Annotated in this window: 15 protein-coding genes; 6 read left to right on the top strand and 9 right to left on the bottom strand. The window is 56.9% G+C overall.

Translation table 11 applies throughout. The annotated features are described in order from the left end of the window. The 5 genes from NW822_RS11030 to NW822_RS11010 all read right to left on the bottom strand — a co-directional run. Positions 1 to 2,782, bottom strand: a 2,782-nt coding sequence (locus NW822_RS11030; protein WP_414404466.1) for an Hpt domain-containing protein, incomplete at its 3' end; no start/stop codon positions are given. Positions 2,783 to 2,937: 155 nt separating this feature from the next. After that, positions 2,938 to 5,262, bottom strand: coding sequence for a methyl-accepting chemotaxis protein (locus NW822_RS11025; RefSeq protein ID WP_414404465.1), 2,325 nt, complete (start codon positions 5,260 to 5,262; stop codon positions 2,938 to 2,940). A 161-nt stretch (positions 5,263 to 5,423) separates the two neighbouring features. After that, positions 5,424 to 5,942, bottom strand: coding sequence for a CheW domain-containing protein (locus tag NW822_RS11020; RefSeq protein WP_414404464.1), 519 nt, complete (start codon positions 5,940 to 5,942; stop codon positions 5,424 to 5,426). Between the two features lie 97 nt (positions 5,943 to 6,039). Then, positions 6,040 to 6,405 (bottom strand): response regulator transcription factor, encoded by a 366-nt coding sequence (locus NW822_RS11015; protein ID WP_414362653.1) that lies wholly within the window; start codon positions 6,403 to 6,405, stop codon positions 6,040 to 6,042. A gap of 338 nt (positions 6,406 to 6,743) precedes the next feature. Next, complete coding sequence (locus tag NW822_RS11010) at positions 6,744 to 7,886, bottom strand: response regulator (protein WP_414404463.1); 1,143 nt, start codon at positions 7,884 to 7,886, stop codon at positions 6,744 to 6,746. Positions 7,887 to 8,153: 267 nt separating this feature from the next. Between NW822_RS11010 and NW822_RS11005 the strand changes: the two genes are divergently transcribed. Beyond that, positions 8,154 to 8,447, top strand: coding sequence for a YggT family protein (locus tag NW822_RS11005; RefSeq protein ID WP_414362655.1), 294 nt, complete (start codon positions 8,154 to 8,156; stop codon positions 8,445 to 8,447). Here NW822_RS11005 and NW822_RS11000 read toward each other — a convergent pair. Continuing rightward, positions 8,444 to 9,556 (bottom strand): electron transfer flavoprotein subunit alpha/FixB family protein, encoded by a 1,113-nt coding sequence (locus NW822_RS11000; protein WP_414404462.1) that lies wholly within the window; start codon positions 9,554 to 9,556, stop codon positions 8,444 to 8,446. The genes NW822_RS11005 and NW822_RS11000 overlap by 4 nt on opposite strands. A gap of 29 nt (positions 9,557 to 9,585) precedes the next feature. Beyond that, positions 9,586 to 10,440, bottom strand: coding sequence for an electron transfer flavoprotein subunit beta/FixA family protein (locus tag NW822_RS10995; protein ID WP_414404461.1), 855 nt, complete (start codon positions 10,438 to 10,440; stop codon positions 9,586 to 9,588). A 451-nt stretch (positions 10,441 to 10,891) separates the two neighbouring features. Between NW822_RS10995 and argS the strand changes: the two genes are divergently transcribed. Further along, complete coding sequence (gene argS, locus NW822_RS10990; protein ID WP_414404460.1) at positions 10,892 to 12,688, top strand: arginine--tRNA ligase; 1,797 nt, start codon at positions 10,892 to 10,894, stop codon at positions 12,686 to 12,688. A 111-nt stretch (positions 12,689 to 12,799) separates the two neighbouring features. Here argS and psaB read toward each other — a convergent pair whose 3' ends face one another. Both psaB and psaA read right to left on the bottom strand, forming a co-directional pair. Beyond that, positions 12,800 to 15,034, bottom strand: a complete 2,235-nt coding sequence (gene psaB / locus NW822_RS10985; protein ID WP_414404459.1) for a photosystem I core protein PsaB — start codon at positions 15,032 to 15,034, stop codon at positions 12,800 to 12,802. A 21-nt stretch (positions 15,035 to 15,055) separates the two neighbouring features. Further along, entirely contained in the window at positions 15,056 to 17,323 is a 2,268-nt protein-coding gene (gene psaA, locus NW822_RS10980; RefSeq protein ID WP_414362660.1) for a photosystem I core protein PsaA, read from the bottom strand. Between the two features lie 843 nt (positions 17,324 to 18,166). On the opposite strand from psaA, the gene NW822_RS10975 reads away from it, so the two are divergent. The 4 genes from NW822_RS10975 to NW822_RS10960 are packed head-to-tail and all read left to right on the top strand — an operon-like array spanning position 18,167 to position 24,810. Continuing rightward, a complete protein-coding gene (locus NW822_RS10975; protein ID WP_414404458.1) occupies positions 18,167 to 19,435 on the top strand; it encodes a metallophosphoesterase family protein in 1,269 nt (422 codons plus the stop codon). A gap of 2 nt (positions 19,436 to 19,437) precedes the next feature. After that, positions 19,438 to 23,034, top strand: coding sequence for an AAA family ATPase (locus tag NW822_RS10970; protein WP_414404457.1), 3,597 nt, complete (start codon positions 19,438 to 19,440; stop codon positions 23,032 to 23,034). Then, positions 23,024 to 24,214 (top strand): DNA double-strand break repair nuclease NurA, encoded by a 1,191-nt coding sequence (locus NW822_RS10965; protein ID WP_414404456.1) that lies wholly within the window; start codon positions 23,024 to 23,026, stop codon positions 24,212 to 24,214. Before NW822_RS10970 ends, NW822_RS10965 begins: the two co-directional genes overlap by 11 nt. Beyond that, positions 24,214 to 24,810 (top strand): hypothetical protein, encoded by a 597-nt coding sequence (locus NW822_RS10960; protein WP_414404455.1) that lies wholly within the window; start codon positions 24,214 to 24,216, stop codon positions 24,808 to 24,810. Before NW822_RS10965 ends, NW822_RS10960 begins: the two co-directional genes overlap by 1 nt. The last annotated feature ends 11 nt before the right edge of the window (positions 24,811 to 24,821 follow it).

Here is a 24,821-nt window from a genome sequence, read left to right as displayed (position 1 = left end):
GGGTAGCCGCTGTCGTGGGGGCGGCTGCTGCCGGAGCGGGGGGTGCCGGCGCAGTGGCGACAGCGGGGGGAGAAGGCGCCGGCGCTGCTGCCGAGGCCTGGGGGGCAACCTCGAGATCGCCCAGGAGGGATTCCAGTTGGGCTGCGAAATCGTCGGCGGCCTCGCCACTTGCGGCTGCAGGGGATCCCACGAGGGGAGCAATGGCCTCTTCCAGCTCAGGGGTCACTGCTGGCTCGGCAACATCAAAGAGGGCGGCCAGATCGTCTAAGCTGGGGGCAGAAGAGACTTCTGAATCTTCTTCTGCCAAAGGCTGGATCTCTCCTTCAGCAACAGTTGCGCTCGGGGCAGCTGAGGGCTCATCTTCGGCAAATAGGCTTTCCAGTTGCCTGGCAAGCCCCTCCTCTAGTGGTTGCAGGGCGCTTGCCTGGTCTGCTACCTCTGGCAGAACCTCTGCAGCTAGTGCTGGTGGGGACTCTAAGTCAGGCAGTTCAGGGGGAAGGCCTTCCTGGGTGTCTGCTGCTTCAGCAAAGAAATGGCTCAGCTCCTCTAGGTCGACCTGGCCATCGCCATCGGTATCCATGGCTGATGCAGGTTCACTTCCCACCCTGCCCAGCTCTTCGGCCTCGGTCTCCGAGGCAAATAAAGCCTCGAGGCGGCTGAAAGCATCCTCAGGGAGGGAGGCCGTGGCTTCTGCAGAGGGCTCTTCTTCGGGGGCTGGGAACATCTGCTCCAGCAGCAGCTGGTCTTCTGCAGTCTCCCCTGTCTCGCTGGCAAAGAGCTCGGCCAGGCTTAGCTCAGCGGTGAAGTCCGGGGTTGCTGCAACCTCTGGCTCATCGCGGCTTTCAGACTGCTCAGCTGCCGCTTCAAAAGCTTCCGACCAGGCCAGATTTGGCTCCAGACTCTCCTCAGCAGGGGATCCCTCCTCCTCCGTCCCAAGCTCTACCTCGGGAGTCACCTCAAAGTTAGGCAAGGGAGACAGGTCTTGCCGGGGAAAACTCTCAACGGCCAGCTCCTCCAGCTCAAACGGCGTCTCTACGCCGCCACCTGTAGCCGCAAGGTTGGGGATGGCAGCAGAGCCCGTCTCCGCTGCCGCTTCACCTACTACTTCCGCAAATAGCGCTGCTAGATCTGCTTCCCCTCCCCCCTCTTCTAGGCTCAGCTCCTCGAACACTGCCGAGGAGAGCTCAGGGGAAGGAGGGATCAGCTCCGGCGGTGGCTCTTCAATACTCGATAGCTGCTCTGCGTTGGCAAACAGCTCCTCAAAGGCTGAGGAGGCTTCTGCTTCCAGGCCCAAAGGAGGAGCGTCGAAGTCGCCGGGGCTCAAGCCCAGCCCCTCCTGCGACCCCCCAAGCGCTGCTGCAGCTTCTTCCGGCGCAGCCCTGCCCTCTTGGGCAAGATCGGCGGCTACTTGCTCGGTGGAGCTCTCCTCGCCTGCCAGTAGGCTCTCCGCCTCCTCGGCGTGCGGGGCTGCTGCGACAGGGGTTACCTCTTGGCCCCCGTCGAGGGCAGAGGGTTCTGCTGCCGGGGCAGCCGTGCTCCCGACTTCGGAGAAGAGCGGCTCCGGCTCTCCAACGGGGCCCAGGTCGAAGGAGGTGGGAATCCCTGGCTCCTCAAGGGCCGGTGGCACAGGGCGGAAGGCCAACAACTCAGAGGAGGGCTGGATGGTATGCGCTGCTCCGCTGGCCAGAGCCTGGTGAGCCTGTTTCAAATCTCGCAGAACCGGCAGAGCCACCTGCCGTAAATCCTGGGCAGGATCCGCCAAAATCTCCCCAATCAGGCAAGTCAGGGCCCTCCAGCCGCCCAGCTCCACACCCTCCGCCTGCCCTACCTCCTGGAGGGATTGGGCCACCCTCTGCAAGGCAGGCCGCGTAGCTGGGTCGTCGGGCCGTTTGAACAGCTCCAGCATCTGGCGCAGCAGGGCCGGGATCCGCTGATGGATGACCTCTTCCAAGGGATCAGCGGGTGCAGGAGGCGCTGTCAGGTGGGCCAGTTGCTGTAATTCTGCAGAGGCGCTCACCTCCTCAGCCCTGCCTGCCAAGATAAGCTGCTGTCCCTGCTTCAAGTCCCGCAGGGCAACCAACGCCAACGTTCGCAGTTCGGCATTGGGGTTGCTCAGAGCTTGCTCGAAAGTTTCCGTCAGCTGTTGCCAGCCTCTTAGATGATGGGCCTGCCCTATCTGCTTGAGGACAGCATTTGCCTCCCGCAACTGCTCGCGTACGCCCGGCTGATCCCCCCGCTTGAACAGCTCCAACATCTGCCGCAACTGCCGCGGCACCACTTCCGCCATCTCCTGTTGGAGGCTACGACCTGTCGACCCGGGGGCACTAGCCGGAGCAGGAACAGAGGGCGGGCCTTCCCCAAGAAGACTCTGAATGTGCTTTCCAGCCTCCTGAAAGACCGGCTCTAGTCTTGCCAAAGTGGAGGCACTGAACTCCTGCGTGAGGCCCTGAGGACTCTGCAGCTCGTCCAACAGCGCTGCCAGACCATCAAAAACCTGCAGCAGCAGCGTTTCTAAATGCTGATCCACTGGCACCTCGCCCGGACGAGAGCGAAAGATGTTAAAAAAGTCTTCCAGGCGGTGGGCTGTTTGCTGAATGCTGGCAAGACCCAGCATGGCTGCTCCCCCTTTAATGGAGTGAGCAGCTCGAAATAGCTCATTGATCTGCTCGGGATTGCTAATCGTGTCCCGCAAGCTGAGGAGACCCTGCTCAATCGTGGCCAAGTGGTCGCGGGCCTCTTCGATGAAATAGTTGAGAATTCGCTTTTGCGCTTCTTCATCCATGGCAGGAGGCTCCTCCTACAGCCCATAGGTATCCATTAGTCGTAGCAAAAGAACCCTTCCCTCTGCTCTGATTTCCTCTCCAACCGACAAGGGGGACTGGCTTGGGGCAGCAGGATCCCTACTCCCTAGAATGCCCCCGGAACAAGCAAGTTTACTCATTCATCTCCCACGCGGAAGCGACCCACAGAAGCTTGGAGCTCACGGGCAATGCTCACCAGCTGTTGAAGCGAGGCAGCCACCTTCTGCGCCTCCTCAGACGTCTCGTTGGCCGTCAGCGCCACTGACTGCATGAGATGGGCTACAGCGCGGGAGGTCTCTGTTTGTTGCACGGTAGCGTCAGAAATGGCTCGTACCAACCCATCGATCTGTTGGCTGACCTTGATGATCTCATCCAGACTGTTTTTGGCCTGCTCGGCCCGCCTTGTTCCCTCTATAACCACCTGCGTCCCCTCCTCCATGGCTGTCATGACGTTGCTGGTTTCCGACTGGATCTGCAGCACAATCTGCTCAATCTCTTTCGAAGCTTTGGCAGACCGGTCAGCCAGTTGTCGCACCTCGTCAGCCACGATGGCAAAGCCTCGTCCAGCCTCGCCGGCCCGAGCAGCCTCGATACTGGCATTAAGAGCAAGCAGGTTGGTGCGCGAGGCAATTTGTGAGATCAAAGCCACAATCTTGGAGATCTCCTGCGAGGATTCTGCCAAGCGTTTCACCTTGCGGGTTGTCTCTGCTGCCACTTCCCGAATTTCCAGGATGCTGGCCACCGTGCGATCCACTGCTTCTCCACCCCGGGCAGCTGCTTCTGTGGCCTGGGCAGTGACATTGGCTGCCTCGCGGGCGTTGTTGGCCACCTCCTGAATGGAGTTCGTCATTTCCTGGATGGAGTCAAGGAAGTTGGAAATCTCCTCCGCCTGGCGCAGGGCGTCGGCAGAAAGGTTGCGGGCAAAGTCCTCGCTCTGTAAAGCTGCCTCGTTGACAGCGGCGGCAGCCCGCTTCACTTGGATCACAATGTCCCGCAGGCTGCGGATGGTCAGGTTGAAAGAGTCAGCAACAGCGCCGAGGACATCGGCAGTGACCTCCGCCCGCACCGTCAAGTCCCCGCGGGCTGCCCCCTCCACATCATCCAGGAGGCGAATTACCTGCCGTTGCAAGTCTTCCTTGGCTTGGCCTTGCTCGGCAGCCCGCTGGCTTAGATCGGCAAAATGGGCCTCAAGGGCGGCGGCCATTTGGTTAAAGCTATTGGCCAAGCGCCCCAACTCGTCATCCCCTCTCGCCTCTGCTCTTACGGAAAAATTCCCCTGGGCCAGGGCGGCGAAGTGGTTGGACAGCTCTTGGGCAGTGGAGTGAATGCGTTTGGCACTGCTAGCCGCCAGTACAGCCCCAACTCCTGCGCCGACAACTCCCCCTCCAATGACCCCCCCAATCCAGCGGGCTCCCCCATTGGCCGGGATCCCAAGGCCGATGACCATGCCAGCAGCCAAACTCACAGCTCCTTGGATCAGCGCCAGCGTCAACTGATTGGCCGTCAGTCGGCTAGGCAGTTCCTGCTCGGATAGGCTAGGGAGAGGAACAGTGAGCGTAGGCAGGCTTGGTACCGTTTTACTCGTCTCTCCCGTCTTGCCCTCCTCGGGAGAAAAGGCCGCTGGCTCGCTGGGCTCCATGCCAGCCAGCTCGCGATCCAGACGGTCCAGCTCACCGAGCTCGAAAGAGGCGGAGGCAACGCTGGTCGTGTCCTCTTCAGGGGCAGGGATTGGCTCACTCATGGGAGCAGCCAATTCTGTTGGCAAGCTCTCCTCTAGGGATCCCCCCTCCTCTACCGCGAACGGGGGAAGTGAGAAACCCCTCTCGTCTGGAAAATCCGCATCGCTAGCCAATTGAGTAGTGGCCTCACTTTCCAGATCCTGCAGCTGTTGCTCGAATTCGCTGAGGAAAGCAAAGTCGTCCTCGACGACTGGATCTGTCTGAGCCTCTCCTCGATCCCTCTCTCCCCTCGTCTGAGGAGTCGTAGGCAGGGGCTGAGAGAAACCCAACGAAGCTGCTGGCTCCATTGGGAGTGGCGCGGCAAAGCTGGGGCTTTCCCTGGCAAGGGGATCTGCCTCGAGTTCCCTCCTCTCCTCGACCACAAATTGGGAAAAGGGATCCGACTCCTCCGGTTGAGCAACAAACCCCTCCTGAGACTGCGGGAAAGGAGGAACATCCGCCAGCTCCGGTGCCATCTGCAACAGCTCCTCCAGGCCCCTGCGGGCTGCCTCTAGCTCCTCGGGATCGCTGGCCGTTTTGAGGATGCTATCATAGGTGTAACGGGCTTCCAGCAGTTGCCCTGCCTGTTTCTGAGCTGAAGCTAGCAGCAACTTGACGGCCGTATCCTGGGGTTGAGCAGCGGCCACCTGGCTAAACAGCTGTACTGCCTCGGCGTAGTTCCCCTGCCAGAAAGCAGCCATCGCCTTGGCAAAGTCTCTCTGATTGCCTGCACTGGAAACCATAGTTCCTCCCTTTGCTACGTGGCTAGCTTCGTTGCTGCCTTAACCCAACTGCGCGGAACTCACCCCTTCAGAACCGAGAAGCAGGGCAGACGCCGCCAAGGAAGCTCCCCTCCCCTTCCTAGGGGGGCTTTCTCTTGACCAGCTCATAGCCCGGCTGCCCATCAACCCCAACGGTTAGATCTTAGGATGGCCGACGGATCCAAGAGCGGCAAGTGGGCTCCTGTTTCTGGCACTACCCATTCTCCCCGCAAGAAAGGAGCCAGCGACTCAGGCGCTTGGAGAACAGGCCGCACCAATTCAGTTTTCAGCCACTCCATGCCCACGATGGAGTCCACAGCCAACCCCATCACCAAATCCTGCTGATCCATCACAGCCACCACCGGCAGCTCAGTGCGGTCAAGATTCAGGGGTGGGCTGATCCCCAGGAATTGCCCCAAGTCGGCAACCCAGATGATTTCGCCCCGCAAATTTAGCGTGCCCAGCAGAACCGGCGCGACATTGGGCATGGGGGTAATTTTCTCAGGGCCAATGCTCATTACCTCCACAACCGATACTGCGGGCAGGGCAAATTCTTCGCCGGTGACAAGCTTGACTTTCAGGAATAGCTCCCCTTCAGGAGCCTCGATTTCTCGCAATTCTTGGGTTTCATCCCCTATCGATAAGTCCAGATCCCCAACCATGATGCTCCCCCGTAGGGATGGTCTTCTGGAGAGGTGGCCCAGGGCCTAGAGTCCTCTTGGGCTCTGCTGGAAGGCCCAGAAGCGGGATGGGCGGTCCCTAGCCTCTCAGTAATTGCTTAATCGTACCCACCAGTTCCTGGGGCTGAAAAGGTTTGGCGATGTAGGCATCTGCTCCCTGGCGGAGCCCCCAGTAGCGGTCAGCTTCTTCACCTTTGGAAGAACACATAACAATTGGAGTGTTCTGAGTAAGCGGGTCAGACTTGAGAAGACGGCACACCTCGTAGCCGTTCATACGGGGCATGACAATGTCCAGCACAATCAGGTCGGGCTTGTTCTGCTTCACTGCCTCTACGGCTTCCACTCCATCTCCCACCGTCATTACCTCGAAGCCGTTTTCCTGCAGCAGCTTACTGATCATCTCCCTCTGGGACTGGCTATCTTCTACCACCAAAATGCGACTCATCTTTGGCTGTCCTCCTTGATCCCTTGCAACTGCTGTTTAAGGTTAGCCAGGAGCTCTTGGCGCTTGAAAGGTTTGGTTACTCAGGCAGCTCCCGAATGGCACCTGGCCCACTTGATTTCAATGGTGGGGCCCAAACTTGGTGCTTTTAGCCATTCCTGCATGGCCTCCGGGTACACCAGCCCTTTGCCCATTGCCTGCACCTCCACAGCTGTTGGCTTGTTGCAACTAAGGCTTCTTGCCCAGCTCTATGGCTCTGGATCAGCCCTGCTACTGCTCTATTGTTTTGGTGCAGCCCTCCTCTGTCTAGCACTTCACCTCCAGTTTGGCTGTTCCAACGCCTATTCGCCGCTGCTCCCTTTGGGGGGTGGCCCCACGTAGGATTCGACGACGGTCAACAACTCCTTTTCAGAAAAGGGCTTGCCCAGAAACTCGTTAGCGCCGGCCATGCGGGCCTTAATTCGGTCGGTAAAACCATCCTTGCCAGTAAGCATAACGATGGGGGTTTCACGGAACTGGCTGGACTTGCGCAACATGGCGCACAGCTCATACCCATCCAGCTTGGGCATGGCCACATCGCAGAGAATCATGTCAGGGTTGAGGAGAAACGCTTGTCCCAGGGCCTTGAGGGGATTGCCAATGGTAGTGACCTGGTAGCCCTTGTTTTGCAGGATGAACTCTACGGTTTTCTGGATGGCCATGGAATCGTCGATGCAGAGGATGTGGGCAGGCCTGTCGCTGGGCTTGAGGGGACGGCTGGGCTGGGGATTGGCAGGGGAGACAGGCTCTGACAAGTGAATTGCCCCCTGCTGCACATAGGGATAGAGAGCTTTGGCCACTGCCAAGGTATCTCGGCCCAGGTAGCGACTCATCTGGCGAATGCTGGTTTTGCCGTTGGACCACTCGCTCAGGGCTTTGAAGACGGGAGCAGGCAGGGTTTGCTGGAGCGGTAGGGGATTGACGATGGTGGGGGCTTGGTTGGGGGCTTGGATGTAGGGGTACAGCTTCTTCCACTCCTGCACTTGCGTCACCATCTCGGTGAGCAGGGGAGTGACAGGGAAGGTGGTTAATTGCGGAGCCAGGGGAGGGCCGGCCTCGAAAATGAAGGAGCCATGGTGGAGGCTGAGCAGATCAAAGAGGACTTCCCGCACCATGCCCAGCAAGATTTGCTTGCCCTGGTTGGGGTTGAGCTTGTGGTTTTCCAGCAAAGACCAGAGGCGGCTATACTCGGGGGCATTGACTGCTGCTTTGGGAGGCATCTGAACTTCGTCTAGGGCGGCTTCGAGCTTGAAGCGGTGCAGGTAGTCTCTGAGACGGGCAATGTTGCCTTCGCCTTCAGAGGCATAGATGATCCGCCCATTTAGGAAGAAGACAAACCAGTAAACCGAGGGGCCGGCCTCTACGAAAAGCTCACCGGTGCGCTGGCCCAGCTCAATGAGCTGAAGGATACTGCGGATATCGATTTCTTGTAACCTTCCCTGCATGGGATCCCTGCCTGCAGTCCAGCAAGATACGACCATTATGACGCTAGCTTTCTTGCTGCTATCCCACAAGGGGAGCTTTTTGGGGATTCTTTGGGATTCCCCGCGCTCTCCAGTTGGAACTGGCTGGAAGTGGATCCAGGGATCCCTTTTCAGCAACCAAAGGACTCCCCTCCGGCTTGAAAGCAAGCCAATGGATCCGCACAGGCGGCTCTCCCTAGAGCAGAATGGAGGGAGAGCCTCCCCTGAAACTTAGTTGTTGCAAAAGCAATGCTGCTCATTTTCACCACTTGGGTGCTGGGCCCACTGCTGGCGCTCTACACCGTCTTGTTTGTATTGCGCATTTTCCTGTCCTGGTATCCGCAGCTGGATACTTCCCGCTTACCCTACTCCCTGGTGGTTAGCCTGACGGAGTTTTTGTTGCGCCCGACACGCCGCCTAATCCCGCCTTTGGGAGGGGTGGACCTGGCGCCTGTGGTGTGGGTGGGCCTGGTTACCCTGTTGCGGGAGCTGTTGCTGGGACAGCAGGGCCTGCTGACTCTGGCCCTGCACCAGGCCTTCTAGGGCCTCTGTAAGGGAGGAAGCCCGCTCTGGAAAAGTTGTTGGCCATTGGCCCCTTCTTGGATCTCCTCCTGGACCTGCCTCAGGTGCCGGATTAGCTCGGGCACCACCTGGTAGAGATCCCCGACGATGCCATAGTGGGCAAACTTAAAGATGGGGGCAGAGCTGTCTTTGTTGATGGCGATAATGGTCTGAGACTTGTCCATACCAACCCGGTGCTGGATGGCTCCCGAAATGCCGCAGGCAATATAGAGCTGGGGACGGACAGTCTTTCCAGTTTGGCCTACCTGGTGGGCATAGGGGATCCAGCCGGCATCCACCGCCTTGCGGGAGGAGCCAACGGCGCTGTTGGGGAAACAGGCGGCCAGCTCCCTTATTAGCTCAAAGCCCTCGGCGCATCCCAGGCCGTAGCCGCCGGCAACGATGACCTTAGCCCGGCTGAGATCCACCGCCTGGGAGAGGTTGCGCACCGTTTCCACAATTTGCAGCTGGAGATCCTCCGGCTCCAAGTTGACGGGCACTGGGATCACTTCCCCTTTTCGGGATCCGTCCCAGGGCAAGGGCAGCATCACGCCAGGGCGCACCGTGGCCATTTGCGGCTTTTTCCAGGGGCCGAGGATGCGGGCCTTGAGGGACTCGCCAAAGCTGGGCCGAATGGCGTATAGGCAGTCGGGGAAGAAACCGGACTTGCTGGGATCGCGGCTGTTGGTGTACTCGAAGGGACCAATGTCAAGCTCAGTGCAATCGGCGGTCAAGCCTGTTTCCAGGTGGGCCGCCAAACGGGGGGCCAGGTCTCGGCCCGTAGTGGTGGCGCCAAATAGCAGGATGTGGGGCGGCTGAGGCCAGCTTTTGATGAGATCCAGGATGACGCGGCGGTAAGGCAGAGTGCGGTATTGGGCCAACTCTGGGTGATCGGCAATGAAGACTTGGTCCGCCCCATGGCCAATGAGGAGCGGGGGCAGATGGGCAATCCTGTGCCCCAGGACAAGGGCGCTCAGGATCCCTCCTAGCTTGTCAGCCAGCCGTCGCCCTGCTCCTAGCAGCTCCAGCCCAATGGGCTGCAACTCCCCGTCTAGCTGTTCGGCGAAGACCACTACCCGCTTACTCTCCATAAGGTGGGACTCCTCTTAAGAGTGGGAAGCTAAGAGGTTAGGGTGTAGCGGAACAAGTCAACCGCTTGGGTGAGTTGTTGCACCAGTTGGGGCACCGGCTGTCCCTGAAAGACCTGACAATTGCCGCCCATTTCCCCTACTTTTTCAGTAGCGGCCACAATGGTTGGGGATCCCTTGAGACCACACCGCTCTGGATCGGCTCCTACGTCGTCTAGGCTAAGAATCTGGATAACCTCGGCCCGCGCTGCCTCATCCCGCAGGAGCTGCTGCACCCGACGCATGCCACGCAGGGTGGGGTAGGCCAAACGCCGCGCTGTGTTGGCCACCGTCACCAAAACCGGCAGGGGCACCCTCACCGTCTGGGATCCCCCCTCAATGGCCCGCCGCGCCACCAAGATTCCCTCCTGGATCTCGAAAGCCTCACAATAGGTAACCTGAGGGATCCCCAGCCGCTCCGCCAGCTGGGGCCCCACCTGGGCTGTATCCCCGTCGGTGGTCTGCAGCCCGCAGAAGAGGATATCAGGCTGGCCCGCATAGCGAACTGTCTGGGCCAGAGTGTAGGCAGTGGCTAAAGTGTCCGAAGCAGCCAGGCGGCGATCGGTTATTAAAATGCCCCGATCCACGCCGTGGGCAATGGCCTCGTAGAGCACCTCGATGGCCGGCGGTGGCCCCATGGTAATTGCCGTTACTCGGGCTCCGTGCTGTCGCTTGGTCTGTAGAGCTGCTTCCAGGGCATAGCGATCAAAGGGGTTTAACATCCGTTTGGCCCTGGTCCGGTCAATGGTGCCGTCACTGTTGATGCCGGTTTTGCTGTTAGGGTCGGGAACTTGCTTAATCAAAACAAAGGCTTCCAAGGGCAGCCGCCCCCTACGAACTTCCTCCAAGGTAGAAGGGATCTCCTACCCCACAACACTTATTTGGCTTTTTTTTGGGATCAATCCCGGCTTTAAGTTAGCTGTGATTCGCTGTTGCCGTTGATCTCTTGGCTCCCTCTCCAAGCTTGCCAGAGAGGCCTCCCTTGTAAGCTAATAGAGCGAAATCTCCAAGCCACCAATTTGTAGAGGACGGCTTCTTGGTCCTCAAGTTTCTTATCTCCAAGTAAAGTGCTGTTGGTTGCAGTTAAGATTAAGCAGCAACGGACTTCATGCCACCAACCTAGCAGCGTTTAACGGGGGAGGGGACTTTGCCAAAATAGCGGGGTTAATCTTTACCCCTTGGAGCTCCGGCTCTGTCATCCCCCCAGCCCACAGGCTGGCCGAGGTAAACAATTATGTAAAATCAAGACACCCATCGGTGCCAAGTTGAGCTTTTGCAGAGTGTTTTGCTACCCTCACCATGGTCACTCAACCTCTATCTACCTCGCTAATTCGCTTTCTCGCCGCTGCCGTGGCCGAAAGTATTCAACGGGCAGCAGCAGCAGGGCAACTGGGATCCCTGACTCCTGAGCAGGCGGCTGGCGTGGTGCCAGTTGTCCAGATCCCGAGCGATCCTCGCTATGGCGATTACGCCTGTCCCACTCCCTTGGGGATGGCCAAGCTCTGTCGCCTGGCACCGACTCAGATTGCGCAAACCCTGCAAAAACACTTGGATTTGCCGGATATTGAAACAGAGGTGGCGGGGGGAGGGTATCTCAACTTCCGGCTGGGAGATCCCTTTTTGGCCGAGCGATTGCAAGAGTTGTTGAGCTTAGGGGAAGACTTCGGAAAGACAGCCACTCCCCATCCTGAGCGCATCTTGCTGGAATATGTTTCCGCCAACCCCACAGGGCCGCTGCACGTGGGGCATGGGCGCTGGGCTGCAGTTGGCTCCACCCTGGCTAACCTGCTGCGCTGGACAGGACACCAGGTGGAGCGGGAGTTCTACATCAACGATGCCGGCAATCAGATGCGCCTCTTAGGTCAGTCCCTGGAGGTGCGAGTGCGGCAACTCCAGGGCGAAGAGGTAGTCTTGCCAGAAGATGGCTATCACGGCAGTTACTTGATCGACATTGCCCGGCGGCTGCTGGAGCAAGTGCAGGCCGGGATCCGCCCTCTGCCCGCTAGCTTGGAGGAATACACGGAGTTTGCCTATAGGGAAATCCTGGCCTGGCAAAAACAGACTCTGCAACAGTTGCGCACCGAGTTCGATCATTGGTTTAGCGAGCGCCGCCTGCACACCCCCGATCCCCAAACAGGCCTCAGCGCAATCCAGCAGGCCTTGCAAGAGCTGCAAGAGCGCGGTTTTCTCTACAAGGCTAAAGCGCCGCGAGGTGAGGATCCCAAGCCAGGGGCAGAAGAGGCCGTTTACTTCAAAACCCAAGAATTTGGCGACGACAAGGATCGGGTCGTACAGAAGGCCGATGGCTCCTTTACCTACCTAGCTGCTGATATTGCCTACCACCGCGACAAAGTGCAGCGGGGCTACCAGCGGCTGATCAATATCCTTGGCTCGGATCACCATGGCTATATTGCTCGCTTAAGGGCAGCGGTGGCGGCCTTCAACCCAGAGGTGAAGTTGGAAATCCTCATTGGCCAATTCGTCAAGTTGTTTAAAGCTGACCCAGAAACTGGCCAGAAAGTGGAAGTGCGCATGTCCAAGCGCACCGGCAACTTTGTTTCGCTAAACGACCTCCTCGAGGATCCAGAAATTGGCGTGGGGGTCGATGCAGCGCGCTGGTTTCTGCTCAGCAATAGCATGGACAGCCCCATCAACTTTGATTTGGATTTGGCTGTCCAGCAAACTTTCGATAACCCGGTGGTTTATGTCCACTACAGCCACGCTCGCTGCTGTACCCTATTGCGACGGCTACAGGAAGAAGAAAAGGTGGAGCTAACCAACACCGTTACTTTAACTGAGGACAAAAAACTGCCTTACAAAGAAACCGAAGAACGGGCTCTGCTGCTGCGCCTTTTGGCTCTGCCAGATGAACTGATTGCCGCTGCCGAAGAACGCGCCCCCCACAAAATCATTCGCTACGCAGAAGCCCTTGCTGCTGATTTCAACAAGTTTTACGACAACTGCCGCATCATACCCCTCTTGAAAGAGGATCCCTTCTTGGCGCAGGCTCGCATCCAACTGGTACAGGCTACGCGGCAGGTTTTGTTTAACGTGCTTACCGGTATCCTCGGCCTCAGCGCCCCTGAGTCCATGTAAAACCTCCGCCTGGCTCCGACTCCAGCCATGGCCTGTTCCTACCCAAGGTTGAGGTAGAGGCAAAAAAAAGGATCCCCCGAGGGGATCCCTCTAATTGCCCCAGCTCGGCAGTTAGCCGGACAAGGAAGCCGTCGAGGCAATGAGGAAAGCTGCGTAGGTTAGCACGTACCCCACCGTGAAGTGTGCTAGACCTACCAAGCGCCCCTGCACAATGGACAGGGCCACTGGCTTATCCTTCCACCGGATCAAGTTGGCCAGGGGGGTGCGCTCGTGCGCCCATACTAGCGTCTCGATCAGCTCTTGCCAGTAGCCGCGCCAGGAGATGAGGAACATGAACCCCGTAGCCCACACCAGGTGGCCGAACAGGAACATCCAGGCCCAAACCGCCAGGTTGTTCATGCCGTAGGGGTTGTAGCCGTTGATCAACTGGGCAGAGTTGGCCCAGAGGTAGTCCCGCAGCCAGCCCATCAGGTAGGTGGAGTTCTCGTTGAACTGGGCAACGTTGCCGCTCCAGATCGCCAGGTGCTTCCAGTGCCAGTAGAAGGTGACCCAGCCAATGGTGTTCAGCATCCAGAACATGGCCAGGTAGAAAGCATCCCAGGCAGAGATGTCGCAGGTGCCGCCCCGACCCGGGCCATCACAGGGGAAGCTATAGCCGAAGTCTTTTTTATCCGGCATTAGCTTGGAGCCGCGGGCATCCAACGCCCCTTTGACCAGGATCAAGGTAGTGGTGTGCAGGCCCAGGGCAATGGCGTGGTGCACCAGGAAGTCACCAGGACCAATGGGCAGGAAGAGGAACCCATTGGGATCGTTGATGGCTTGCAGCCAGCCTGGTAGCCACACATTGCCGTAGTTGGGCCAAGCTGTAGAGGCAATGCTGTTGGGATCGGACAACAGCACATTCATGCCGTAGAGCATCTTGCCGTGGGAAGCTTGAATGAACTGAGCAAACACTGGCTCAATTAGGATCTGCTTCTCCGGCGTGCCAAAGGCTTGCATGACATCGTTGTGGACGTACAGCCCCAGCGTGTGGAAGCCCAAGAACAGCGATACCCAGCTCAGGTGGGAAATGATCGCCTCCTTGTGATCCAGCACCCGCGCCAGCACGTTGTTCTTGTTGGCTTCGGGATCGTAGTCCCGCACCAGGAAGATGGCCCCATGGGCAAAAGCCCCCACCATCAAGAACCCAGCGATGTACTGGTGATGGGTGTAGAGAGCTGCCTCCGTGGTGTGATCCATGGACATGAACACGTAGGGGTTGAGGGCGTACATGTGCTGCGCCACCAGCGAGGTCACCACCCCCAAGCAGGCCAGCGCCAACGCCAACTGGAAGTGCAGGGAGTTGTTGACCGTGTCGTAGAGGCCCTTGTGCCCTTCGCCCAGCAGGCCCCCGAAGGGCGTACCCTTGGGCGGGTTGTGGGCACCCAGGATCTCGCGGATACTGTGACCGATGCCCCAGTTGGTGCGGTACATGTGGCCGGCGACGATGAAGATGACCGCAATGGCCAGGTGGTGGTGGGCCATGTCTGTCAGCCACAGGGACTGGGTGTTGGGGTTAAAGCCGCCCAAGAAGGTGAGGATAGCTGTGCCTGCCCCTTCTGCCGTGCCCCAGACGTGGTTGGCCGTATCTGGGTTCTGGGCATACACCCCCCAGTTAAGGGTGAAGAAGGGCTTCAGTCCCGCCGGGTGGGGCAGCGTGGTGAGGAAGTTGTCCCAGCCCACGTGTTGCCCCCGCGATTCGGGGATGGCCACATGGATGAGGTGGCCTGCCCAGGCTAGCGAGCTGACCCCAAACAAGCCGGCCAGGTGGTGGTTGAGGCGGGCCTCAGCATTCTTAAACCAGCTCAGGCTGGGCCGGAAGCGGGGCTGCAGGTGCAGCCAACCGGCAAACAGGAACACCGCCGCCAACAACAACAGGCCAATGGCACCAATGTAGAGATCGCCGTTGGTGCGCAGGCCAATCGTGTTGAACCAGTAGTAGAGGCCAGAGTAGGCTGCGTTGACAGGGCCGCCGCTGCCGGGTTGGGTGAAGGCTTCCACCGCCGCCTTGCCGAATTGGGGATCCCAAATGGCGTGGGCAATGGGGGTGACGCCGGTGGGGTTGGCCACCCACTGCTCATAGTTGCCCTGCCAAGCGATGTGGAAGACGTTGCCCGAGGCCCACAGGAAGATGATTGCCAGATGGCCGAAGTGGGTGGCAAACAGCTTTTGGTAAAGCCGCTCCTCCGTCATGCCATCGTGGGTCTCAAAGTCGTGGGCAGTGGCAATGCCATACCACAGACGTCGAGTGGTGGGATCGCTAGCCAGGTCTTGGCTGAATTGCGGAAAACGAGTTGCAGTTGTCATGATTTTCTCTTCCTCCTTGCCTTAGCCGAGTGCGGCAAACCGTGCCAGGAAGAACGCCCACGTGGTGACGATTCCGCCCAGCAGGTAGTGGGCCACACCGACCGCCCGCCCTTGAATAATGCTCAGGGCACGGGGTTGAATGGCCGGAGCGACTTTCAGCTTGTTGTGGGCCCAAACAATCGACTCAATGAGCTCCTGCCAGTAGCCGCGACCGCTGAACAGGAACATCAAGCTGAAGGCCCAGATGAAGTGGGCGCCCAAGAAGAGCAGCCCATAGGCCGACAGCGCCGAGCCGTAGGAGTTGATCACCTGCACCGATTGCGCCCACAGGAAGTCCCGCAACCAGCCGTTAATGTTGATGGCGCTGGCTGCAAAGTTGCCGCCCGTGAGGTGCTCAATCGTGCCGTCCGGGTTGACAGTGCCCCAGATGTCACTCTGCATCTTCCAGCTGAAGTGGAAGATCACAATTGAAATGGCGTTGTACATCCAGAACAGCCCCAGGAAGACATGATCCCAGCCGGAGACCTGGCAGGTGCCGCCGCGGCCTGGCCCGTCACAGGGGAAGCGGAAGCCCAGCTTGGCCTTGTCCGGGATCAGGCGGGAAGAGCGGGCAAAGAGCACTCCCTTGAGCAGGATCAGCACCGTGATGTGGATGGTCATGGCGTGGATGTGGTGCACCATGAAGTCCGCCGTGCCTAACACCATCGGCATCATGGACACCTTGCCGCCCACGGCCACCACGTCGCCGCCGAAGATGGGGCTTACCGAAGCGCCCACGTAGGGAGCAGTGCTGGCGATGGCCTTGGTGTGCAGGGATTGAATCCACTGGGCAAAAATGGGCTGCAGTTGAATGCCGGTGTCCGAGAACATGTCCTGCGGACGGCCCAGCGCCTGCATGGTGTCGTTGTGGACGTAGAAGCCGAAGGCGTGGAAGCCCAGGAACAGACACACCCAGTTCAGGTGGCTGATGATGGCGTCGCGGTGGCGGATTACCCGATCCAGCACGTTGTTGCGGTTCACCGCCGGGTCATAGTCCCGCACCATGTAGATGGCCCCGTGGGCAGCGCCGCCAACAATGAACAGCCCCCCTATCCACATGTGGTGGGTAAAGAGGGAGATCTGCGTAGCGTAGTCGATGCCCATGTAGGGGTAGGGGTTCATGGCGTACATGTGCTGGGCCACGATGATGCTCAGGGATCCCACCATGGCCAGGTTGATGGCCAGTTGGGCGTGCCAGGAGCTGGTCAGCACTTCGTAGAGACCCTTGTGGCCTTCGCCGGTGAAGGGGCCCTTGTGGGCTTCCAGGATCTCTTTAATGGAGTGGCCGATGCCCCAGTTGGTGCGGTACATGTGGCCCGCCACGATAAAGAGCACCGCAATGGCCAGGTGGTGGTGGGCCTGATCCGTCAGCCAGAGGGCGCCGGTTTGCGGATCCAAGCCCCCCTTGAAGGTGAGGAACTCCGCGTACTTGCCCCAGTCCAACGTAAAGAAAGGCACCACCCCGCTGAAGAAGCCCCAATCCACACTGGGGAACATCTCCTTCATCAGGGCTGGCTTGAGGATGAACTCGTGGGGCAGAGGGATCTGAGCCGCCGGCACCCCCGCATCCAACATCTTGTTGATGGGGATGGCCACATGAATTTGGTGACCGGCCCACGCCAAGGAACCCAGCCCCAGCAGGCCCGCCAGGTGGTGGTTGAGCATCGACTCCACGTTCTGGAACCACTCCAGCTTGGGAGCCCGCTTGTGGTAGTGGAACCAGCCGGCAAACAGGCAGAGGCCAGCCATCACCAAGCCCCCAATAGCGGTGCAGAGGAGTTGAAACTCATTGGTGATGCCGGCAGCCCGCCAGAGGTGGAATAGGCCCGACGTGATGCGGATCCCTTCAAAGCCGCCGCCCACATCGCCATTGAGGATCTCCTGGCCAAAAATGGGCCAGACCACTTGGGCACTGGGTTTGACATTGATGGGATCAGCCAGCCAAGCGGAGTAGTTGGAAAACTGAGCGCCGTGGTAGTACATGCCGCTCAGCCAGACGAAGACCACCGCCAGGTGGCCAAAGTGCGCAGAAAAGATCTTGCGAGAGACGTCTTCTAAGTCGCTGGTGTGACTGTCGAAGTCATGAGCAAGAGCATGCAGGTTCCAGATCCAGGTCGTGGTCTTGGGCCCCCGCGCCAGGCTGCGATCAAAGTGCCCTGGCTTGGCCCATTTCTCAAACGAGGTGGGAACTGGATCAATATCAACCGCAACCTTGACTTTTGGCTCTCGCTCCTTGGGTGTAGTTGTCATCAAGAACTCCTCTCTTGCGACCAGGAACGAAGCACTCCCGCCCCGGCAAAATTAGGTATTTTCCCAGGGCGGGACTTACCTGGCATTATAGGTCAGCCTTTGGGAGCCCCCCGTTGCTTCACAATAATTAAACCTAGGGATCCCCTGCCTCACTGGAATTACGGCAAGCTGGGGATCCCTTCCTCAATCACGGTTGTAAACAGGTGTAACTGTAACGAACTTGCAGCTCACCCAAAAACGCAGCGCGGAAGCCCTGGAGAAGAAGTGCCGCTTGCAAGCAACTCCGATGGGGGTCTGCAAGCTCGCTTCCACCGCAGGGTAGGAGGCTTCCCCACCAACCGCCAGGTTGCACCAGAGAGAGCAGGTTCTCCAAGCACTACCCTGAGTTCAGGGAGCTGCCCGAGCACTGTTAAGGCCGGCAACGCGCAGATTTTCTCCTGCTGCTTGGGCTAGCGGCAGCTGTCTGCCAAGGCAGGGGGGCGGCGTTCTACCCCTCTTGCGGCAGGGGAAAGTGCTCTGAGTCTCCCCGCCGGTGCTGGGGAAGAGGCCAAGGCTTGCCCCCTGCAGGGCTACGTTGGCGCCGGCGGGACGCAGTCCTTGGAGTCCCTGGCTACTGCTTTGCGGAAGCCAGCTATACCTGTGGGGTAAACTGGCCAGGATTGGCTATCCGGTCTTGGTAGCTAGCCCAGCGAAGGCCGTTTCGCTCCTTAAGCTAACCGCAGTCCGGCCGCAGAAGGGCAGCGCCTACCCCAGTAGCATCAAGAAATTGCGGGGCAGGGATCCTCAGGTGGTCAGCAAGATACGTCTGCTAAACTGTGGACAATTTGCCGGCAGGTTCTGGCGATGACCCCTCCTACCTGCACGTTTTTGCATTTGGCTGACGTGCATCTAGGCTGTGACCGCTACGACAGTCCGGAGCGCAGCAAAGATTTTTTCTTTGCCTTTCAGGACGTAGTGCGTCGCCATGCCATTCAAAAGCGGGTAGACTTTGTCCTCATTGCCGGGGATCTGTTTGAGCATCGACAAATTCAGCCTGGGGTCCTCAACCAAGCCCAGCTGGTCTTGCGGGAGCTGAAGCGGGCTGGGATCCCTGTCTTAGCCATCGAGGGCAACCATGACAGCCGCCCTTATGGCGTCAAAACCAGTTGGCTGCGCTACTTAGCTGAGCACGGGGAGTTGATCCTACTGGAGCCGGAAGCAGGAGAGGAAGGCCTGCAGTTGCGCCCCTGGGCAGGGGGACAGGGAGGCTACATAGACCTCCCCTGTGGAGTGCGGGTCATTGGCTCTCAATGGTATGGCTCGGCAGCTCCCAAGTCCATCGAGCAGTTGGCGGCAGCCATTCGCCAGCTGCCCCCTGGCCCTGAGCGGGTGGTGTTAATGTTCCACCACGGACTGGAAGGCCAAATTGCCCGCTACCAAGGCGCCTTGCGCTACCGGGATCTCCTGCCCCTGCGGGAGGCGGGGGTAGGCTATCTAGCCTTGGGACATATCCACAAAAGCTATGCAGAAGAAGGCTGGATCTTCAATCCAGGATCCCTGGAGGCCACCAGCACTGCCGAATGGGAGCTTTCGCGGGGGGCCTATTGCGTCCAGTGGGGAGAGGGACCACCCCGGGCTGAGTTGGTGCAGGATTACTACCAAAGACCCTGCCGACGACTCTATCTCAAAGCGAAGGGCCGAGAAACGCCTGCCGAAATTGCTGCAGCAGCCCTTGCTATGGCTAGGGAAGTTGGGCCACCAGGCAGCGGGCCGGAGCCAGTGGTGGAGTTGCGGCTGGTGGGCCAGGTGGGCTTTGCCAAGCACGAGCTGGATAGCCGAGTCCTGCAACGGCAAATTCAGCAGCTTACCGGTGCCCTAGTCGTCCTCTTTCGTTTTGAGGCCACTTCTCTTGAGATTGGCTCGGCCACTCTTTCTTTTGAAGAAGAGGAGCAAAGGCTCCAAATTGAAGAGAAGGTCTACAGGGACCTGCTGAGCAGCCACGCCCACTACCGGAAACGCAGTAAAGAGCTGGCACAGCTACTTTTGGATCTCAAAGAAAGAGTGTTGGAGGGCCAAAGCGAGGCAGAGATCTACGCCCACCTGAGCAGCGCCTTTGTAGGGGAAGAAGACTGACCATGCGGATCCTTTCAGTAGCTCTCCAAAACTTTAAATCCTACGAGGAAGCTGTCTTTGAGTTTGAACCTGGTATCAACGCTATTTGTGGAGAAAATGGAGCTGGAAAAACCAGCATCCTGGAAGCTATTGCTTGGGTTCTGTTTGACTACTGTCCCTACAACCAAGAAGAGCTGATTCGCACAGGTGCCAACGATGCGGCGGTTACCGTACAGTTTGTCTCGAAATGGGATCAGCGCACCTACACTGTCCGCCGCAGTGTAACCCAGGGGTATCGCCTCTTCGATCCCCAGCTCAAGCAGCGCCTAGACTACGAGCGTAAAACGGATGTACTGGCCTGGCTGAGGCAACATTTGGGAGTACCTGCCGGTACAGATTTAGCGCGCCTGTTTGCTACAATTATTGGTGTTCCCCAGGGCACCTTTACAGCAGACTTCCTCAAAACCAGCAAAGAAAGAAAGGAAGTCTTTGACCGTATCTTAAAGGTAGAAGAATATCAGCAAGTTGCCAAGGATCTGCAAGCAGTTGAAAAATACAGTGAGGCGCAAGTTCAAGCTATCAAGTATCGAATTGAGCTGCTTCACCAGCAGCTACAAGACTGGGATCTATTGCAAGAAGAGCAGAAAAAGATCGAGCAAGAGCTAGGCTACTGGCAGGAGAATATAAATCAATGCACTCGCACCCTGAGTGAAACTAGGCAGAAAGTTGAGCAACTGGAGGAACTGCTTGAGCAAATCCAAGCACTTGAACAGCAAATTGCCCAGCTGGAACAAAAGAGATTGCTTCTAGACCTATCCCTTGAGCAAGCAGAAAAGCTATGGGAAGAAGCTAAGCAAGCTCAGGCAGAGCAAGAGCAATCTCGAGCAGGAGCGCAGCGCTTCCTGGCTATAGAAGTCCATCTGCAAGAGTTGGAAAAGCAACAGCAGCAGCGCTTGGAGTGGCTAAGAAAGCGAGAGAACCTGCTTTTGCAAAAGCAAAACATTGAAAATCAACTGGCAAGACTTCAGGAAAAACTAAGTCAACAGCAGCGCTGGAAACAGGAGTTGGAGGAGCTGGCCCCCAAAATTCAGATCCAGGAAGAACTGGAGCGCCAACAAAGCCGATGGACTCATCAACTCAATACATTGCTACAGCTATACCAGGAATGGGAACAGCTACAAGGAAAGTGGTTAGCCCAAGCTGAACGTTGTCAACTCCTACAGAGCCGAGTTCAAGAGGCAGAACAAGCTCAGGTTATTTGTCAACAGCACCAGCCAGCCTATAGTCGCTATCTAGAACTAGAAAGTCTTATTGTCGACCAAGAAAAACTGCGGGGGATCCGACAAACTCTAATAGCTCAGCGAGAGGCTCTATGGCAGCATCTTCGCCAATTACAGTTGCGAGGATCCGAATATCGGCAACAGCTCCAGCTTTTGCAGAAAATGGAGGCAGAGAGGCTTTCTTTGCAATCTCTCTGCCAAAAACAGGTTGAATTGGAACAACTTTATAATCAAATTGGCCAAAAGTTGTCCTACTTTCAGGCACTGCGCCTTGAACTTAAGCAACAAGAGGTAGAGCAGGAGCAGAGCCGCGCCCAACTGGAGCAACTGCAGCTGCAGCTTCAACAACGACAGACCGACCTGGAGCGCATAGCCAACCTACCCCACCTTGAGGCTCAACAGGAGTGGTTGCAAACCCAGCTAAGCTGTATCGCAGCAGCACGTCAGTTTCAACAAAAGCTGCAAGCCCTCTTTGAGGAAAGCTCTTGCCAGCTTGCTGAGCACCACCGCCGCCTCCAGGACCTTGTCCAGGAGCTGGCTACCTACCAACAAAGCTATCCGCAGTTTCAGTCCCTATGGCGGCGGATCCCGGAAGTTCTCTATGAGTCTCTAGCTCTAAACCAACATTTGCTACAGTCAATCCACCAATTCCTGCAGGACCTTGCTCCACAAACAGATGAGACTCACCTGCGCCAGCAGCTGGCTGACATCCAGAAGCAACTTAAGACCTTGCAGCCCCTGATTGGCTTGACCACCCAGATCCCCGAACTGGAGGCTCAAATTGAACGATTGACACACCTGCAGAACGAGCGGCAATGCAAAATTGATGATCTGCGATGGAGCCTTGAAGCTGAGTACAACTTCCTCCGGCAACACCAGGAAATTGGCCAGGCCCTCCAGGCAGTGGGGGATCCTAGGGGTCAGCTCCAGCGCCTAGAAAAAGAGCTTAGCAATAAGCTGCAAGTGGAGCAGGAATATCAGCAAATTGAGGATCAGATCCATCAACTCCAGCAACAGATTCAAACTCTAGAGCAGAAGCTTGATCCTCTGTTAGATCTGGATGAAAAGATTAATGCTTTGCAAGAGGAACAAAGGCGTCACCGCAACAGCTATGAAACCTTTATCCGTATGCAGACCATAGCCCAAAGTTTGCCGCAGCGGCAAGATGAACTGCAAGCGGCTCAGCTGGTCTTAGATCAAATTCAGAAAGCTAAGCAAGAAAAGCAAGCTCAGATTACCTATTGGGAACGAACAGAGGGATCCAAAGACTACCTGCAGGCCCAAATTGCAAAAGCTGCTGAAACTTTGAGAGAATTAGGGGATCCTAGAAGTCAGGCTGAGCGGCTCAAGGCAGAGCTTAGGCTGGAAGAGCAGTACCTATGTCTGCAAGCCAGCTACCTACAGCAAATCCGGGACTTAGAGGTAGCACTCCAACCTCTCGAGGAAGCACTATCCCAAACTGAACACCTGGAGCAAGAGCTGGGATTGCTGAAGGAAGAGCGCGAAAGGTATCGACCAGATCACGAACACTATCTAAGGGCAGAGCCTATTGCCAGACTGCTAACTGAACGGGAACAAAAACTAGCCGAACTCAAGGCCCAACAGCAAGGGTTGCAAACGCAACTAGCCCAACTGCGGAGAGAGCTGGAGCCCCTAACTTCCCTCTACCAGCCCCAGGAGCACCAACACCTTCGATCCCTCCTGCAGCTTACTGAGATCCAAAAAGCCAAGGCCCAGGCTCGTCTGGAAAGCCTTTTCCCACAGTTGCAGAAAATCCAGGAAAGACTGCAGCAACTGGAACAGGTAAAGCAAGCTTTAAAACAAGCTGAGGCGGAAAGAGCCGAGAAAGAAAGGCTGCACCGCTTCATTAAGTTTAGTCGAGATACCTACAAAAAAGCTGGTCCTCAAATTACCCAGTACTACCTGCAACAGATCAATACCGTTGCTGATCACCTCTTCCGAGAAATTCTCAACCGCTTCGATGTCAGACTCAGCTGGGAACCTGACTATGAGATCCGCATTCAAGAAAGAGGGGGGCCCAAACGGCGTTTTGCCTGCCTTTCTGGAGGAGAGCAAATGGTAGCAGCTCTAGCCGTCCGCCTAGCTTTGCTCAAGGTACTGGGACAGTTAGACGTTGCCTTTTTTGACGAACCTACTACCAACATGGACGCTCAACGCCGCCAGCGGCTGGCGGAAGCTATCACCAACTTGCATTCCTTTGAGCAGCTATTTGTGATTAGCCACGACAACACCTTTGAGCAAGTGACAGAAAACGTCATTCGTGTGGAAAGGCACTCTGGATCGGGTCAGATGGAGAAGGGTAACAGCTATGGTTTTTAGGGCAGATCGGGTACTAGCTGTATTACAGAAAAAGCGCGAAGCTTTCGCTGCTTTCCATCAAGGAACTTCAGAGCGTAGAGAACGGTATCGCCAGGCAATGGAGAAATTGTGCCGGTGGTCCAGGGCAGAGATTACTGAGAAAATAGCTCCCTCAGCCTTTCCAGGTGCCTTGCCCACACAGGAATGGGATCTTTACTCCAGCTGGAGAGTCCCCTTTCAACAAAAATGGAATAGCTATGAGGAAAGCTATGAATGGGCAAGACCAGTTATCAAAGACGTTCCCACATTTGCAGTAGATGGATCTCAAATCTACCCCAGTAAGGATTTATCAATACCAGTAGCCTTAGTGCAGATTGGCTGGTACGAGAACTATCACTGTGACCAAGGACTTTACGAAAAAGATATCCAGGTCGATGTACTAACCCCAAAAGATCTAGAAGTCAGAGATAGCGGAGAACCTAAGGAGAGCATTGTTAATAAGCGTCGCTTTCAGATGGAAACAGGAAAAGTTGCTGAGTATATTTGGCAATCTCAACCTGGATCGCGAAAGCTGGCTTTCCTAGATGGGGTACTAGTAGCCACCTTTGCCGAAACCTTTGATAGCAAAAGTCGAGATTTCTATGTGGAGTGTTTGTTGCAAGTACTGCGCGCCAGTGAGCAAAACAGGATCCCTGTCGTAGCTTACATTGACACTGCGTACAACTCAGATTTGGTCACACTGCTAAGGAACTGCTTTGATCTTCCCGAGGCTCCCTATCTGCACGATGCACAGCTGCTTAGCTCCTGGTTGGAATGGGGAGACCGAACGCCCTTCTTTGTCTGCGCCTGCAGTGGCGTTCTTAATCCCCAAGAAGGGATCCTCAGCCGCTACCAAGAAATGCAAGGACGAGTGGGGTTTGTGTACCTGCGTGCCAATGACAACTTTCCAGCTCGACTAGAAATACCTGTTTGGGTTTATGAGGCAGGCCTGTTGGACTGGCTGGTAGATTTGGTACGCTGTGAGGTGATTATTGGCCGAGGCTATCCTTACGTACTGGAGACGGCGGATCAGGTAGCTGTTATTCGCAATGAAGATCGCAACCTTTTCTTACGTCTAATGCAGGAGTGGGCCAGCCGCGAGAATCTTAACCTCCGGCTCTCTCGGAAGACTCTCAGCAAGCTACAGCGGAGGCGGGTCTGATGAGACTAGGCAAGGTGGTTCGCTCGAACAGCCACTGTGACTACGTAGTACAAGTGGATGATGCTTTAGAAGTCAAAAACCCTCCCTCCCCCGAAGACTATGGCTTCGGCAGCTTTGTCAAGTTAGAAAGCAATCAGCGCCACTGGGCTGTAGGGTTGGTTTACAACAGTCAAATTTTAAATCCTATGTTTCTTAACGCTGGGCCCCGTCTTTCCAGCCAGCCGGATCCCTATTTCTCCCCTGATTTGCAAAATGAGGTGCGCACATTACTTTCGGTAATTCTCATCGGAGCTTTGGACGAAGAAAGGCGTTGTGGCTGGCAAGGGATCCCGCGCGTAGTGGTGCCTGTCAATACACCTGTCTTTCGCATGAGCCAAGAGGAAATCCTGCGCTTCCATCTCAATCCTCAAGGTCAAACTCAATTTTCATACTACGGACTACTCTTGAGTAGCGGTGGCAACTTTGCCAACCACCTTGTCTATCAAGTCTTAAACGATATCATCCCTATGTTCTCCGACCCATCCCAACGACGAGCTCTGCAAATTCTAAGCAAAGAACTAGCCTGGAAAATAACTGTAGGAGCAATGCGCCGATGAACCAAAAGGCC

Origin of the sequence: Synechococcus sp. H70.2 (assembly GCF_047462275.1) — a bacterium.
GTDB lineage: Bacteria > Cyanobacteriota > Cyanobacteriia > Thermostichales > Thermostichaceae > Thermostichus.
This window is presented reverse-complemented; position numbering and strand designations above follow the sequence as displayed.